The organism is Nitrosopumilus sp. b2 (genome assembly GCF_014078535.1).
Classification (GTDB): domain Archaea; phylum Thermoproteota; class Nitrososphaeria; order Nitrososphaerales; family Nitrosopumilaceae; genus Nitrosopumilus; species Nitrosopumilus piranensis.
The window spans coordinates 308,505-323,782 of sequence record NZ_MU078702.1 but is presented as its reverse complement, the minus strand read 5'-3'; the positions used below and the strand labels follow the sequence as shown (position 1 = coordinate 323,782).

Genomic DNA, 15,278 nt, shown 5'->3' with positions numbered 1-15,278 from the left:
AGTTTTGTATTTCAATGGGCCGGTAGTCTAGCTGGTTAGGATACCGCCTCGACACGGCGGTGATCGTGAGTTCGAATCTCTCTCGGCCCACTTTTTAATTAAAAACCAGTACTGAACTCTTTATCAATAGTACTCCACGAAGTCTGAGTGGTAAGAACTCCTTCAGCAGTAAAATTGTTGATTTTTCCATTTATCATGTCCTCGTAAATTTCAGGGTTTATTTCAGATTTTATTAAAACAAATGTACTCTTCAAAGGTATTTGATCACCTGAAGAAAATACTGCTCTTCCTGGTAATGCAACATCCATTGCAGAATATTGCCCTGAACCCAATTCAATTCCATTAGTAAAAAGTTGATAATCAATAATTCCAACTGTGAATGCTTTTTCACTTGGATTTTTTATAAGAAATGTAACATCAAACTTTGCTTCATTCTTTAGATTATCTACACCTCTTAATTCAACACTAAATAATTCAATTTCTGCTTGTTCTAATTGAGCATTATCTAAACTAGCATAGAAAACAATTCCTCCCATCAAAGCAAGAACACCTGCTATTGCAACATAGACTGTCATTTTACTCTGTAATGCCATTTCAATGTATCAAATTACGTACAACTAAAAAAGGTTGTCAAGATCCAAATACATAATATTTCATTGAAAATATGATTAACCATGACAGCATTAGAACAAGCAATCATAACTTGGATTCATCTTGTTGCAGCTGCAATATGGGTAGGTGGTTCATTATTTATTGGAATAGTTTTTTCTCCACTTCTTAAAACTATGACAAATTCAATTGAAGAAAGAATGCAAATCATGATTCGTGTTGGAAGACGATTTAACAAAGTAGCTGTTCCTTCACTAATTATATTGATGGCAACTGGATTGTATAGCTCACATGCATTGTTAAGTAAACCAGATCTTCTTACTGCAACAAGTTATGGAACATTTCTAATAATCAAAATACTTCTTGTCATTGCATTAATTATTACATATGCTGTGCATGTCAGAGTAATTAGAAAAGATGTTGAGGAAAAAATAATGTCAAATCAAATACCCGAGCCACAAATTCAAACACTAAGAAAAAAAATTATCATTCTTGGAGAAATTACCGTAGTTTTATCAGTTGCAATACTATTTTTTGCAGCCTTACTTGATGCTGGAGTATGATATTCCTTCAATAATTACCTCAAATCCACTAGGTAGTTTTCCTACTCCATACTTACAACCTGTAATTTTTGATGTTACAAACAAGTTTGTCTCCAAATGTTTTGTAATTTCTTTTACTTGAAATCTAGTTTTACCGCTAGCCAGACTTGCTGGAACTACAAGCATGTCTGCTAAATTTTTGTCTACTGCTAATTGATTTTCTAAAAATCCATTACAATCTATATCAAAACTTTGTATTTTTTTATCAAACAATGAATCGATTCCTATTATTGAATTCTCATCTATGTTGTAAATTAGTAAAGATGCTCCTGAATCTATAGCATTTTGTTCTTTAATTTCTGTTTCAACAACAAAATTTGCCTTAGATAATTTATCTTTAATCTTGTTAATTTCATTTTCAATTTTTTTTGATGGAATTTTTGAATATGTGCAGATAACTTTTGCTTGATTTGTTTTTCTCTTTAATAATGAAATAGATTTTATTTTTGATGGATAAACTTCTAAATTTATCTCACCACCTCCCTTTGGATAATAACCTCTTTTTTTTAATTCAAGTGAAAATTTTATTCCCATTCTTGAATATGCTTCTTTTAGAATGTGTTTAGTATAATCTATTGTAGGACTCCATTTTACATCTGTGCCACCTTTGATAGTAAGTTCCAGTTTCTTTTGTGAAATTGCTACTACGGGAATTAAAACTTGTAAAATTAATGAAATACTTCCTGCAGTTCCTACATCTTCAAACAATTTTGAATTTTCAACTTGTCCTGGAATAAATTTTAATTCAGCAGAACCAATTTTATCACCAATAACCTCACTATTTGAAATTTTTTTTAAAATTTTAATTGCAGTAAGATGTTGTGGTTTTAATCCAGGTACTTTTCTATTCTTTCTAATATTCTCAATATGGATTGGTTGTTTTGTAATGCATGCAAGACTGATGGCAGAACGAATTATTTGACCTCCTCCTTCACCAAACTCTCCATTAATTTTTAAAAAATCCACAACTTTTTCTTTCTATCACTCTTTATGATAGTTTTTTAAAAAGAAATTTTCTATCTTTCAGTATGAATGGTTTGTTAATAGGCAGATTCCAACCCTTTCATTTGGGACATCTTGAAGCATTACGATTTGCTTTATCAAAAGTTGATAAATTGTGGGTAGGTTTAGGAAGCTCAAACAGATCTCCTGAGAAAAATAATCCTTTTTCAGCAGAGGAACGCAAAGAAATGATTCTATCATCAATTGATGATTCTATGAAAGAAAAAATCTCAATCTACTTTATTCCAGATTTAGATAATCACGTAAAGTGGATTGACAAAATTGATACCATAGTTCCAAAATTCGATATAGTTTTCTCAAATGATGATTTAACAAATCATCTTTATTCAAAACGAGATGTCAAAGTAATTCCAATTCCTTTTTTAAAAAGACATGAATTATCTGGAACAAATATTCGAGATCTGATTATCAGCGATCAAAATTGGAATGATTTGGTTCCCAAAGGCACAGAAAATTTTTTGATAAATAATAATGCCAAGGAACGTCTAAAAAATCTCTAATTATAAATAAACCCCGTATGGTACTGAGTGGTAGATAACATATGGAATATCTTTCAATGCTTCCAGGACCAACAAATGTACCTAATCGTGTTATGAGAGCAATGTTGGCACCAATCATTAACCATAGAAGCGATGATTTTGTTGAATTATACACTGATGTAGTTGACAAAACTCAACAAGTCTTTGAAACTAAAAACGATATTGTTGCATTATCTGCATCTGGAACTGGTGCTGTTGAAGCAGGAGTTGTTAATCTAGTAAAGAAAGGTGATAAAGTAATCATTCCAGTTAATGGTGAATTTAGTAATAGACTATCTCAATTAATTGAAGGCCAAGGAGCCAATGTAGTTAAACTTGAAACTCCTCCTGGACAAAATGCAACATTTGATCAAGTCAAAGAGGCATTTGACAATAACAAAGATGTAAAGGCATTCTATGTTGTACATAATGAAACCTCAACAGGAACAATGGTAAATTATCTCGATAAAGTATCTGATTTAACCTCTAGAAATGATGCATTCTACGTAGTAGACTCTGTGTCTCTATTAGGAGGTGCACCACTTCCAGTTGACAAATGGAATATTGATGTATGTATGACAGGAGCACAAAAAGCAATTGCGGCACCACCAGGAATCTCTCCAATATCTGTTAGTCCTAGAGCTAAAAAATACATGCAAGAAAACCCACCTGCTACAATGTACTTTAATCTAGCAAGATACTTCAAATATTATGATGAGGAAAAACATACTCCTTTCACACCCGCATTACCTTTACTTTATGCATATAGAGAAGCATTAGCAATTTTACTTGAAGAAGGACTCCAAAACGTCTTCAATAGACACAAAGTTTGTTCAGATGCATTATATTCTGGACTAAGTGCTATGGGATTGTCTCCATTTGCAAAAGAAGAAGATCGTTCAATCTCTATTGTTGCATTAAACTATCTTGATGGTCTTGAAGATAAAACATTTAGAAATACTCTTGCAAACAAATTCAAAGTTCTTGTTGCAGGAGGATTTGGAAATCTTAAAGGCAAAGTCTTCAGAGTTGGATGTATGGGCGAAGTTAATCCATATCATGTTATGAGAACAATCTCTGCAATTTCATCAACATTAGCAATGATGGGATATGAAGTAGATGCTCAAGCAGGACTAAAAACTGCTGAAGAGAAACTCAAGTCTCTCTAAAACCCTGTTAACTTAATATAAGGAAATTCGAGACCGATCACATTGACTTTCAATAAAGGTTCACTAATTTTAGTTGATTATACGGCAAAGGTCAAAGATAGTGAAGAAGTGTTTGATACAACAATTGAAGAGGATGCAAAAAAATATTCTATTCATGAACAAAATGTCAAGTATCAACCAAAACTAGTTTCAATAGGCGAAGTTTCGTATCCAGTTCTTAAAGGACTTGATGAGGCACTTGCAAAAACAGCTGCTGGTGATAAGCTTACAGTTGAGGTTACACCTGACAAAGGATTTGGTGAAAGAGATTCTGGCAAAGTCAGAATGATTCCAATTAGAAAATTGGGTGAAGACGCAGAAAAAGTTTCAGTTGGTGATACAATTGAAATTGATAATAAACGAGGAATTATTCGTTTTATTGGCTCAGGAAGAGTTCAGATTGATTATAATCACAGATATGCAGGAAAAACAATTCTATTTGATGTTAATGTTCTCAAATCACTTGATTCCTCAAATGACAAAATTGATGGCATTCTAAAAAACAGACTTCCAGTAGAGGATTCAAAAATTTCATTTGATCTAAAAGATAAAGAAGTAAACATTACTGTCCCAGAAGAAATTCTTCGTGCTGATGGCTTACAAATTATGAAACACTTTATTCAATTAGATATCTTCAAATTTGTTCCTACTTTGGAGAAAGTAAACTTTGTTGAGACACATGTCAACAAACAAACTCAGGAAAAAAAACCTGAATCAAAAGAAAAAGCACCTGAGCAAAAGACTGCTTAAATTAAATTACTTTAGTACTCTTTGCAAGACTTTTTGCTTTTCTTTCTGTCATCTCTATTTCTTTTAAAATTGTGTATCTCTCAGGTCTCAAATCTTGTGCAATAACTAACGCATCTATAATTTGATCCTCAGTTAGTCCAATTTGTTTTGCTGTAGTTGGTGCTCCTACATTTTTCAATGTTTTTATAATTTTTTTCCAATCTTGCCCCTGTAGTTTTGCAATCATTATAGAACCAATTCCACATTTTTCTCCATGTAATCCCTTTCCTGGTGCAATTTTATCTAAAGCATGCGAGAAAAGATGTTCAGCTCCTGAACACGGTCTACTGCTTCCTGCAATACATGAAGCAACCCCTGCACTAATCAATGCTTCAACAATTACCCTTGCATCTAATCCGTTTTTTGCATATTTGCTTGAATTATCTATTACCATCATAGCACTCATCATAGCTAATTCTGCTGAATAAGTTCCATAATATTCTCCAGTTTTTTGATGACCCAATTGCCAATCCTTGACTGCAATAATATTTGCTACTAAATCCCCACAACCACTGGCAAGCAATCTTGATGGTGCCTTTTTAATAATATCTATATCTACAAAAACTCCTAGTGGTGCAGTTGCAACAATAGAATGTGGTTTGTCACTTTTGACTGAAACAAAAGGACTTGATACTCCGTCATGTGATGCAGCAGTTGGTACACTAACAAATGGTATTCCTAAATTAAAAGAGATTAGTTTTGCAGTATCAACAGAACGTCCACCGCCAATTCCTGCAATCATATCGCTATGATCTCTTTTTACATCTTTTTGGATTTTATTTAGAGTGCTAATTTGATTATCTTTTGATGTATGCCATACAAACTTGATTTTTTTTATTTTCAGCGATTTTTCAATTCTTTGTCTAAGAATTTTTTTAACATGAATTCCTGAAATCAGAGAAATTTTTTTTGGTTTTGTTAAATTATGTAAAAATTCTCCAAATTCATTGATATTTTTTTCGCCTACCACAATCTGTCTAGGTAATTCCATTGTATGCGATTTCATGCGATCTTGATTTTTTGTCATTATTTATGATTTCCAGAGATCAAAAAGTTATTTAAAAGGGTGAAATGCCATTTACTTTATCTTAATAGGTGTATTTTTTGTCAAATAATGTCGAAGAAAAAATTCTGCACGGGACTACCACTGTAGGTATACAAGCAAAGGATGGTGTAGTTTTGTGTGCAGATATGAGGGCTAGTGCAGGATATTTTATTGCAAACAATAACACCATGAAAATTCAAAAAATTGATGAGCATGCAGGATTGACACTTGCAGGTGGTGTTGCAGACGCACAAAACATTGTTGATATTTTACGTTATCATTCTAATCTTCATAGAGTTGAAAAACATGGACCAATTTCAATTCATTCACTTGCAAGACTTTGCTCATTGATCTTCCATCAAAATAGGGGTTATCCATTTATGGCCGATATTTTGGTTGGTGGTTTTGATGCAGAAGGCCCTGCATTGTTTAACATCGATATGTTTGGTTCAGTTGAAAAAAAATCATATGTCACAACTGGTAGCGGTTCACCAGTAGCTTATGGTTTACTTGAGGAAGAATACAAAGAAGATCTTACAGTTGACGAAGCAAAAAAAATTGCTTTAAGAGCTGTAAAAGCCGCAATAGTTAGAAACATTGGTACAGGCGATGGAATTAACATCGCAATAATGGATAAAGATGGATTCCGTCTTTTGACTGAAGAACAAAAGAAAGCAGTCATTGAGCTTTAGTGATTTAATGCAAAGAAAACAACAACAAAAAGAATTACCTCCTAGCAGCCAGAATATAATGGCCACCATACTGCAAAGTATACCCAAAGAAGCAAATGTTACAAAAATTGAATACGAAGGACCTAGAATTGCACTTTATACAAACTCTCCTCGTTATCTGATGGAAAATAATCAAACAATTTCAAATCTTGTAAGTGTTATCAAAAAACGAATTGTAGTTAGAACTGATGAATCAATTAGGAAACCTGAAGACGAAGCTAGGAAAATTATTGGAGGACTGGTACCTGATGATGCAAAATTACAAGCCACACTATTTGATACTGCGACTGGAGAAGTCTCAATTGAGGCAAAACGACCATGGCTGTTGCAGAGAAATGCAAAGGAATTCAATCATGCTGAAGTAACTGAGAAGACAGGCTGGAAAATACGTATAAGAAAGGCTACTACTATACCATCTCGTACTATTCAAACAATTAATGCAACTCTCAAACAAGCTTCTGCTGAAAGAAGTAAGCAACTAAAGCAAGTTGGAGATGAAATTTTCAGACCGAGACTAACTCAAAGAACAGAAGTTTCACTTTATACTCTTGGTGGATTTGGTCAAGTTGGCCGTTCTTCATTATTATTATCTACTCCTGAAAGTAAGATACTCATTGATTGTGGAATAAATCCTGGAGCCCGTTCCCCAATGGATGCATTTCCTAGACTAGACTCTTTGAATATAACACTAGATGAACTTGATGCAGTAGTTATTGGTCATGCACATTTGGATCATACTGGATTTTTACCTACACTGTGTAAATATGGATACAAGGGACCAATCTACTGTACTGAACCAACATTACCTATGATGAATCTAATTCAATTAGATGCAATCAAAGTTGCTGCCGCCCAAGGAAGAACCCCAATCTATTCTGAACGTGATGTAAAACAGATCATGAGACAGACAATTACTTTACCATATGGAACTGTAACTGATATTTCTCCTGACATTAAATTAGTTCTTGCAAATGCAGGTCATATTCTTGGTTCTGCGTTATGTCATTTCCATATTGGAAATGGTGATCACAACTTTGTTTATTCTGGTGATATTAAATTTGGAAAAAGTATATTGTTTGAAGCTGCTAGTTGGAATTTCCCAAGAGTTGAAACTCTACTCATAGAAAGTACCTATGGTCTTAAAGAAGACATTCAACCAAGCAGACAAGAAGTAGAATCTGCATTCATTAACGCAGTAAATAATACTCTTGCAGATGGCGGTAAAGTTCTAATTCCAATTCCAGCAGTTGGCCGTGCACAAGAAATCATGATGGTAATCGATCATTACATGAAATCTGGAGAGATGATTGAGGCTCCAGTATTTACTGAAGGAATGATTTCAGAGGCATCAGCAATTCATGAATCATATCCTGAATACCTTGCGCGTGAACTCAAGCAAAAAATTCTAGAAACTGATGATAATCCGTTTGATTCTGAATATTTCACAAATATTGAGCATGCAGATGCTAGAGAAGAACCTATGAGAGAAAATTCACCCTGCATAATTTTAGCAACATCAGGAATGTTGGAAGGTGGACCTGTCTTAGAATACTTCAAAAATATTGCACCTGATAAAAAGAGTAAGGTATTGTTTGTGTCTTATCAAGTAAATGGAACTTTGGGAAGAAGAGTCCTTGATGGATCAAAACAGGCAACAATGTTGGGAAAAGAAGGCAAAGTTGAAGTTGTAACGATCAATTGCGGTGTAGAAAAATTAGATGGATTTAGTGGACACAGCGACTACAACCAACTAATGTCGTTTGTACAAAGACTAAGGCCAAAACTACGAAGAGTTTTGGTTAATCATGGTGAAAGAAAGAAATCAGAAAATCTTGCTATGAATATTAGAAGAATGCACAGAGTTCCTGCCCATTATCCTCAAATTCAAGAAGCAATAAAATTATTTTAGATCGTATTCTGGTTTCCAGATCTTTATGTTAGATGGAGCGACAATAATTCTTTCTTCTCCCAACCTTGCAATATCTGCACCAGCACTTTTTGCAATAGAATACAATTCTTCAACAACCTTTCTAAGCTGATCCACATCTTTTTGAGCTAGTGGTGTTACTCTTAGAATCAAAATCATATCTTTTTTGATATCTTCTTGAATCGAATGAACATCACTGATATCTCTAATTGTGATAGCCTTTAGAAATGTCGTATTTTCTTGTTTTTGCATTCTAACTAAAAATGTAATCTACTCCCTCAAAAACTCTTCCTTAGTTTTGACTAATTTTTTAAAAAATTCACGCCTAAATTCTAAATTTAATGTAATCTTCTTCTTCTATACTTTCAGCCTTAATTTCTTCAGTGGTATCTCCGCTTTTTATTGAAACAATCTCTAATTGATTTTTTGGAGCGTCTGAATATCTTAATGTAACAGATGATGCAAATTTTGTATGTTCTTTTGCAGTTTTACCCCGTAGAATCGATGTTGGTCCAACATGTTCTTTTGCTTCAAGCAAAATATCATCTCGTAATGCAATTGCTTTGATCATTTCATTTTCATCTTTATTTCTCCCAACAACTAATTTTGTTTCCTCATCTAATCTAAAATGTCTTCCAATTTTTAACAAATCAATATCATTAATTGTTGGAGTCTCTACATGTGAAAAAAGATCTTTAGCTTTAATTCCAAACTGTGGTTCAGTTAATAAACACCCCCCACCTGCATTCGGTGGATTCTCAATTCCATATTTTTTTGCCATGTCTAATTGATTTCTTCTAGTTCTACCTCTAATCATCCCTAAGTTTTCTCTTTTGATCAAACCTTCTTTTTCAGGAATTGTTTCAGGTAATAGTGCAGCAGATAACGGTCTTACAATTTTTCCTACAAGATCTGATTCCTTTTCTATAGTTCGTAATGCTGGTCCATGTTGACTCATTGGACGTTGGCCTAACACTTCTCCTGACACGATAAACTCTGCACCAATCTCTTCCATGTGTTTTTTTGCAGCATCAAACATCATGGCTCTACAATCAATACATGGATTGAATCCTGCACCAATTCCATGCTTTGGATTCTTTAGCATCTCGATATATTCATCACCTAGATACACTGTCTTTAAATTCACATTAAGATCGTCTGCTCTTTCTCTAATCTCAAAACCGCATCCTCTTCCACAATCAAAGTCACAAAATGGAGTCTTTATTGCAACTGCAGAAACATCAAATCCTTGTTCTTGCATCATTCTAACAGCAAGTTGACTGTCTAGTCCTCCTGACAATAATGCAACCACTTTTTTCTTCTCTTTTTCTTCAGTCACAGCGATCTAGACTGAATTTCCATATACAAACTTTGCATCATACATAAATTGAGAAACGAGTGTTTTTTGTGTGTGAAACAACGTAGAAAGAATCTACTAAAGCATGCTCAAAAGATCGGTTGTGATACTTTGGTCACTTTTGAGCCTGAAAACCTCTTTTACATGACTGGATTTTGGGGTGAGGCAATAGGCTTACTGGAAAAAAATGGAAAAACAACCATAATTGCCCCAGAACTTGAGGTGGGAAGAGCCAAAGATGAATCTGAAGACTGTGATGTTATTACAGCAGAACGAGGAACTGGTCTTGTATCTTCACTTGTAAATAAAATAAAGAAAAACCGTGTTTGTACTGATTGCCAAAATTATTCCGTTATGACCTCATTGAAAAAATCTATCCCAAAAATAAAATCCTCCACAGAGCCATTTTACAATTCTCGTATCATCAAAGATGACAATGAAATCAAGGTTCTCAAAAAAGCATCTAAAATCATAGATGAAATGTTCGAAATATGCTCAAAAAAGATCAAAGTAGGTCAAAAAGAGTCAGAATTGCAAACAATTTTGATGACTTATGCCATGGAACAACAAATGTTTGATACTGGATACAAATCTACTCTTAATCCCTTGATTATTGCAGGAGGACCAAATGGAGCTTTACCTCATGCTCAAGTAACACAAAGAAAATTCAAAAAAGGTGATCTTGTTGTAACTGATCTTACATTAAGATATAAGGGATATGTTTCTGATGCGACTAGAACATTTGCAATAGGAAAAATTTCACCTCAAGCAAATGAAGCATATGAAATCGTTAAAGAATCTCAAAAACTTGGACTCAAAGCTGTTAAACCAAATGTAAATTGTAAAGACGTTGATTTTGCATGCAGAAAATACATTGATGACAAAAACTATGGTCAATACTTTATTCATTCAACTGGACATGGAATTGGATTAGAAGTGCATGAGCTTCCAACTGTTTCATACAAAAGTGAAACAAAACTTAAAGAAAACATGGCAATTACAGTAGAACCTGGAATCTATATTGAAAATAAATTTGGAATTAGAATCGAAGATTCTTTGATTGTTAAGAAAAATCCTATTGTTATGCACAAATTTACTAAAGATTTAGTCACAATTTGAGCCTAAGAAAATGTAACAACATCAATTACATGTTTAGATTCAGGATTGTTTGGTGTAATTGTATTAGTTTCAACATTAACATTCCAATCAAAATTCATTTCTCCCTTGTATGATTTAAAATTCAAAATTACATTATATTCATCTAAATTTACATTTATTGCAGACAAATCAAGAACAGTCTTCTTGTGTCCATAGATATTTTCATCTGGATATTCTTCATCTATTTGATTTTTTATCACTTCTTTTACTGAGAGCTTAGATTCTACTCCAGCATTATAATTTAGCAAAGTATCTAGAACCATTTGCTCTTCTCCTGATAATTCTGGTAGACTGTTTTCAAAATTCTTCTCTGATAATACACTCTGAGCTGAAATTACAATTAATGCAACGGCTGCAAGATAAAATGGTGCTCTTTTTTTGAGAAATGCTTGTAAGCCTGATTTCTTTGGTTTCTCTTCTTCTTTCTTTTTTTTGTCTTTGGCCATTTTCTTTTCCTAATTTTCTAGTGTTTTGCTGTTAAAATTAAAACTTCCCAAGGAAATTGAATTATTCCATTCTTTTTTGTGTAGGGCTTTGTGTTTTCTTTTACCATCTCTTTGAGCTCTTTTTTTTGAGATCTATCCAATGAATTTAGTTTTTCTTTTATTGGCTTTGCCACATATCTGAGATAATTACCCCAGTATTGTTCAAAGGTACCTGGGCTATGTGGAAAGTTGTAATCTTTTACTGTTATTTTTCTAAAACCTGCTTTCTTTATCTCATCTCTGAGTGATTTTTTTGTACCAAACCTATCAAAATCAGGAGTTCCAGGTGGAACATAATTTGGGATAAATTGTGTTACAGCCTCAAAAATACTATCAAAATATGGAACTCTATTAGGATGCCCATGTACAGATATTCCTAATTTGCCTGATTCCTTGAGGCTATTTTTCATATTTTTTAGAGCCTTTTGGGCATTTGGGAAAAAAAACAATGCATATTGACATGTAATAATATCAAATTTCTCTTTAAATGAAAAATTTTCAGCATCAGTATTTACAAATAAAATATTTGAAGATTTTTTATTCCATTTTTTTGCAACTTTAATTGCAGTAGTTGATGTATCTGCACCAACCACAAATCCTAATTTTCCTACTTTTTGATTTAATAATTTTGTAACAACACCTGTTCCACTTGCAACATCAAGAATACGATCTCCTTTCTTCACATCAATTAATTCAACTAATTTTTTTGTACTTTGAAATGGTCCTTTTTTAGATGTTGCCCATCTTTTGTGATACCTTGGTGCAACTTCATTCCAAACTGACATATTTTGTTTTTTATAATCAAAATGTTTTACTTTCAATTTTCTTTAAACTCTTCTAGATCTGATTTTAATGTTCTTCCTGTCTCATGAAAATATTTATGCTCTATCTCTTTTAGCTTTTTAGCTAGTTCGAAATTATCTGTATGTTTCTTTTTTTGTTTGTTTGAAATTTCTTTGTATTGTGAAATCAGTTTTTTTAATTCAGAATTTTTCATTTTATTTTCTTTTCAATTTCTTTTCTAATTAATTTTACAATCTTCTCTTTTTTCTTCCATCCTGATGTTATTGTTTTTTGATTATCTACAATTATGATTTGATTGTTGTTTGGATTCTTTTGATACTTTGTTCCAATATCATTTGCAATAATTAGATCGGCATCAGATTCTTTTAATTTTGTTTTAGCTGATTTGATTAGAGCACTTTTTGATAGATTAATTTCTGCCTTGAATCCAACTAGCATGGTATTTTTTTGGATTTTTTTTACTTGATCAATTATTTTTGGTGCTTTTTTGAGCCTGATTGTAAGTGATTTTTTGTTGCTCTTTATCTTTGATTTTGATGTATTTTCAGGAGTATAATCTGATACAGCTGCTGCCATTATCACAATATCGTATTTTTTCTTCAGTTCTTTTTTTGTAGCATCAAGCATCTCTTTGTTTGTTGCAACATTGATTACTTTGGCACCTCTTGGTGGGTTTTCATTTCCTGGACCATAAATTAAAGTGATTTTGGCTCCAGCTGAAATTAATTCTGAAGCTAATGACACTCCTGTTTTCCCAGAACTAAGATTTGTTATCACTCTAACTGGATCAATGTATTCTATTGTTGGTCCTGCAGTCATTAGCACTTTTTTATTTTGTAATGTAGATGAGAAACCAAATTTCTTTAGTACAAATTCTAAAATATCTTCAGGTTCTGGTGCCTTTGCTTTTCCTTCAATCATTTTAGGCTTAAGAAATTGGATCTTATTTTTTAGAAACTCAATATTCTTTTTTACTGCTAAATTGTTATACATTGATTCGTGCATTGCTAAACACATCAAAATTGGAATCTTTGAGCCAAATCCAACTGTTAGAACTGTTGAAATCGGCGTATCATCAATACCATTTGCAAGTTTACCCAAGGTATTTGCAGTTGCAGGATAGACAATTACTAAATCTGATTGATTATAATCAGCTAATTTTATGTGCTCTAATTTACCAGTAAGTTTTGTAATTACATTGTTTCCTGTAGCCCATTTGAAATAATCTGGTTGAATCAGCTTTGTTGCTGCACCACTAGCTACACATGTTACATTTGCGCCGTGTCTCATGAGCAACCTTGCTAGCTCTATTGCTTTGTATGCTGCAACACTACCTGCAACACATAATACAATTTTCTTACCTGTCAACTCTACACCGTGAGATGATACAATATCTAATGACGGGTGATCATTTACTTTCTTTTTAACTACCAATTTGTTCACGCAATTTTTTCAATTCATCAGGATTCATTGAAAACCAATTTTCTTCTGCAGGAAATGTGCCTGATTCTACATCACTCTTGTAATCTTCAAGTGATTTTACAATATCCTCGGATAGATTCATGTATCTTTTTGCAAATTTTGGTTTTATCTTGTCATACATTCCAAGCAAATCTTGAACAACTAGTACCTGCCCATCACAATTTGCTCCAGATCCAATTCCAATCGTAGGAATGCTTACAGTTTCAGAAATAATTTGTGCAACTTCATGGCTAACCATCTCTAATGCTATGCTAAACACTCCTGCCTCTTCTATCTCCTTTGCATCTTGAATTAATTTTATTGCTGTATCTTTTGTTCTTCCTTGCACTTTGTAACCTTCTGAAAGCATTGTAGTTTGGGGTTGTAATCCAATATGTCCCATTACAGGAATTCCAACATCAACAATAGCACTAATTGTTTCAGCCATTATTGAACCACCTTCAAGTTTGACTGCATCAGCTCCTGCTTTGACTAGTTTGCCTGAATTGTTAATTGCATCTTCGATACTTACTTGATATGACATAAATGGCAAATCAGCTACAAGTAATGCGTTATTTCTTGCTCTACTAACTGCTTCAGTAAACATACACATTTGATCCATTGTTACAGGGATTGTGTTTTCATAACCAAGCATTACCATCCCTGCACTATCCCCAACTAACAATACATCAATTCCAGCTTTGTCACATAATGATGCTAAAGTGTAATCATAACCTGTAATTACTGATACTTTCTTTTTCTCTTTTTTCATATTTATGATATCTTGTACTGATTTATGCAATTCGTGCTTTCCTTGTAAGATTATTTTTAATTTGAATTACATTCTCTGTTAGATTTTTTTTATTATCAAAATTTGTAATTATTTTTTCAAGACTTTTTTCTTTCTTTTTTGCCAATTTTTTAGATTCTGCAATTAGCAATTCTATTGCTCGTGTTACATTGTCTACAATTGTAATGTTGGCAGTTTGTGAAGTTCTTGAAAGTGGATTTAGATCAAATGTAATTACTGTTTTTCCTGCATTTCTAAGTGCCATAGTTCTATCTCCGTCCTCTAAAGGAACAACTACAACATCAGCTACAAAAATTCCATTTTTATCTACTACCCTTCTAGCAGAATCAATTCCTGGTAGTCTTGTTGAATTTGCAGAATTTGTACCAAGAATCTCCTTTGCTCCATTTTTCTTTAGTGTTTTGATGATGGCTTGCTTTCTCTTCTCATTTGAATAAAATAGATTTACCTCAAGTTTTGCCTTGATTTGTTTTGATAATTTGATGACCTCCTTTGGGCACAGGGCTGCAATATTTCCATTAATTGAGATTACTGGTCTTTGAGCCTGGAGAAGTTGTGCTGCTGCTGCCTTTATGGCATGTTTTGCGGCCTTGGTTGTTTTCTCACCAAGCAAATAATCAAACGCCTCTCCTCTACCTTGTGCCAAAAGCCCTTCTTTTGCAACTAGGCCCTTGTCAAAACCGCTAACTAACTTTTCACGAATTAAAAGTGACTTTGCTCTTGGATGCGATTTTGGAATTAAAGTCATGA

At 33.2% G+C, this 15,278-nt stretch carries 18 protein-coding genes and 1 tRNA gene; 8 read left to right on the top strand and 11 right to left on the bottom strand.

Going from position 1 to position 15,278, the window contains the following annotated elements; translation table 11 throughout:
• Nucleotides 1–16 precede the first annotated feature (16 nt).
• Nucleotides 17–90 (top strand) — tRNA-Val (locus C6989_RS01860).
• A gap of 8 nt (nt 91–98) precedes the next feature.
• Here C6989_RS01860 and C6989_RS01855 read toward each other — a convergent pair.
• Nucleotides 99–575 (bottom strand): hypothetical protein, encoded by a 477-nt coding sequence (locus C6989_RS01855; protein WP_148704073.1) that lies wholly within the window; start codon nt 573–575, stop codon nt 99–101.
• A 99-nt stretch (nt 576–674) separates the two neighbouring features.
• On the opposite strand from C6989_RS01855, the gene C6989_RS01850 reads away from it, so the two are divergent.
• A complete protein-coding gene (locus tag C6989_RS01850; RefSeq protein WP_148702424.1) occupies nt 675–1,172 on the top strand; it encodes a CopD family protein in 498 nt (165 codons plus the stop codon).
• On the opposite strand, the gene rtcA is transcribed toward C6989_RS01850, so the two are convergent.
• A complete protein-coding gene (gene rtcA, locus C6989_RS01845) occupies nt 1,152–2,177 on the bottom strand; it encodes an RNA 3'-terminal phosphate cyclase (RefSeq protein ID WP_148702423.1) in 1,026 nt (341 codons plus the stop codon). The two genes, C6989_RS01850 and rtcA, sit on opposite strands and share 21 nt — an antisense overlap.
• 62 nt (nt 2,178–2,239) lie before the next feature.
• Between rtcA and C6989_RS01840 the strand changes: the two genes are divergently transcribed.
• Genes C6989_RS01840 through C6989_RS01830 form a run of 3 tightly spaced genes read left to right on the top strand, consistent with a single transcriptional unit; the run spans nt 2,240 to nt 4,710 of the window.
• Nucleotides 2,240–2,734, top strand: a complete 495-nt coding sequence (locus C6989_RS01840) for a nicotinamide-nucleotide adenylyltransferase (protein WP_148702422.1) — start codon at nt 2,240–2,242, stop codon at nt 2,732–2,734.
• A gap of 41 nt (nt 2,735–2,775) precedes the next feature.
• On the top strand, nt 2,776–3,921 hold the full coding sequence (locus C6989_RS01835; protein ID WP_148702421.1) for a pyridoxal-phosphate-dependent aminotransferase family protein: 1,146 nt from the start codon (nt 2,776–2,778) through the stop codon (nt 3,919–3,921).
• Between the two features lie 42 nt (nt 3,922–3,963).
• Nucleotides 3,964–4,710, top strand: a complete 747-nt coding sequence (locus C6989_RS01830) for a peptidylprolyl isomerase (RefSeq protein WP_182126212.1) — start codon at nt 3,964–3,966, stop codon at nt 4,708–4,710.
• Nucleotide 4,711: 1 nt separating this feature from the next.
• Here C6989_RS01830 and C6989_RS01825 read toward each other — a convergent pair whose 3' ends face one another.
• Nucleotides 4,712–5,776: a sn-glycerol-1-phosphate dehydrogenase gene (locus C6989_RS01825; RefSeq protein ID WP_148702419.1), complete on the bottom strand. Its 1,065-nt coding sequence runs from the start codon at nt 5,774–5,776 to the stop codon at nt 4,712–4,714.
• A 77-nt stretch (nt 5,777–5,853) separates the two neighbouring features.
• Between C6989_RS01825 and psmB the strand changes: the two genes are divergently transcribed.
• Nucleotides 5,854–6,486: an archaeal proteasome endopeptidase complex subunit beta gene (gene psmB / locus C6989_RS01820; protein WP_148702418.1), complete on the top strand. Its 633-nt coding sequence runs from the start codon at nt 5,854–5,856 to the stop codon at nt 6,484–6,486.
• A 7-nt stretch (nt 6,487–6,493) separates the two neighbouring features.
• Nucleotides 6,494–8,434 carry a beta-CASP ribonuclease aCPSF1 gene (locus C6989_RS01815; RefSeq protein ID WP_148702417.1) on the top strand — a complete coding sequence of 647 codons (1,941 nt, stop codon included), beginning with the start codon at nt 6,494–6,496 and terminating at the stop codon, nt 8,432–8,434.
• Here the strand turns inward: C6989_RS01815 and sepF are convergent.
• Both sepF and C6989_RS01805 read right to left on the bottom strand, forming a co-directional pair.
• Nucleotides 8,426–8,704 carry a cell division protein SepF gene (sepF, locus tag C6989_RS01810; protein WP_014964061.1) on the bottom strand — a complete coding sequence of 93 codons (279 nt, stop codon included), beginning with the start codon at nt 8,702–8,704 and terminating at the stop codon, nt 8,426–8,428. The genes C6989_RS01815 and sepF overlap by 9 nt on opposite strands.
• A gap of 73 nt (nt 8,705–8,777) precedes the next feature.
• Entirely contained in the window at nt 8,778–9,791 is a 1,014-nt protein-coding gene (locus C6989_RS01805) for a DUF814 domain-containing protein (protein ID WP_148702416.1), read from the bottom strand.
• Nucleotides 9,792–9,863: 72 nt separating this feature from the next.
• Between C6989_RS01805 and C6989_RS01800 the strand changes: the two genes are divergently transcribed.
• Nucleotides 9,864–10,928, top strand: coding sequence for a M24 family metallopeptidase (locus C6989_RS01800; protein ID WP_182126211.1), 1,065 nt, complete (start codon nt 9,864–9,866; stop codon nt 10,926–10,928).
• 2 nt (nt 10,929–10,930) lie between these two features.
• Here C6989_RS01800 and C6989_RS01795 read toward each other — a convergent pair whose 3' ends face one another.
• The 6 genes from C6989_RS01795 to C6989_RS01770 are packed head-to-tail and all read right to left on the bottom strand — an operon-like array spanning nt 10,931 to nt 15,276.
• Nucleotides 10,931–11,413, bottom strand: coding sequence for a hypothetical protein (locus C6989_RS01795; RefSeq protein WP_182126210.1), 483 nt, complete (start codon nt 11,411–11,413; stop codon nt 10,931–10,933).
• 17 nt (nt 11,414–11,430) lie between these two features.
• Entirely contained in the window at nt 11,431–12,273 is an 843-nt protein-coding gene (locus C6989_RS01790; RefSeq protein ID WP_148702413.1) for a methyltransferase domain-containing protein, read from the bottom strand.
• A complete protein-coding gene (locus C6989_RS01785; RefSeq protein ID WP_182126209.1) occupies nt 12,270–12,449 on the bottom strand; it encodes an RICH domain-containing protein in 180 nt (59 codons plus the stop codon). The genes C6989_RS01790 and C6989_RS01785 overlap by 4 nt, the downstream gene beginning before the upstream one ends.
• Nucleotides 12,446–13,690, bottom strand: coding sequence for a bifunctional phosphopantothenoylcysteine decarboxylase/phosphopantothenate--cysteine ligase CoaBC (gene coaBC, locus C6989_RS01780; RefSeq protein WP_182126208.1), 1,245 nt, complete (start codon nt 13,688–13,690; stop codon nt 12,446–12,448). The genes C6989_RS01785 and coaBC overlap by 4 nt, the downstream gene beginning before the upstream one ends.
• Nucleotides 13,680–14,519 (bottom strand): 3-methyl-2-oxobutanoate hydroxymethyltransferase, encoded by an 840-nt coding sequence (panB, locus tag C6989_RS01775; protein ID WP_182126207.1) that lies wholly within the window; start codon nt 14,517–14,519, stop codon nt 13,680–13,682. Before panB ends, coaBC begins: the two co-directional genes overlap by 11 nt.
• Nucleotides 14,512–15,276, bottom strand: a complete 765-nt coding sequence (locus C6989_RS01770; RefSeq protein WP_182126206.1) for a 4-phosphopantoate--beta-alanine ligase — start codon at nt 15,274–15,276, stop codon at nt 14,512–14,514. Before C6989_RS01770 ends, panB begins: the two co-directional genes overlap by 8 nt.
• Between the last annotated feature and the right edge of the window lie 2 nt (nt 15,277–15,278).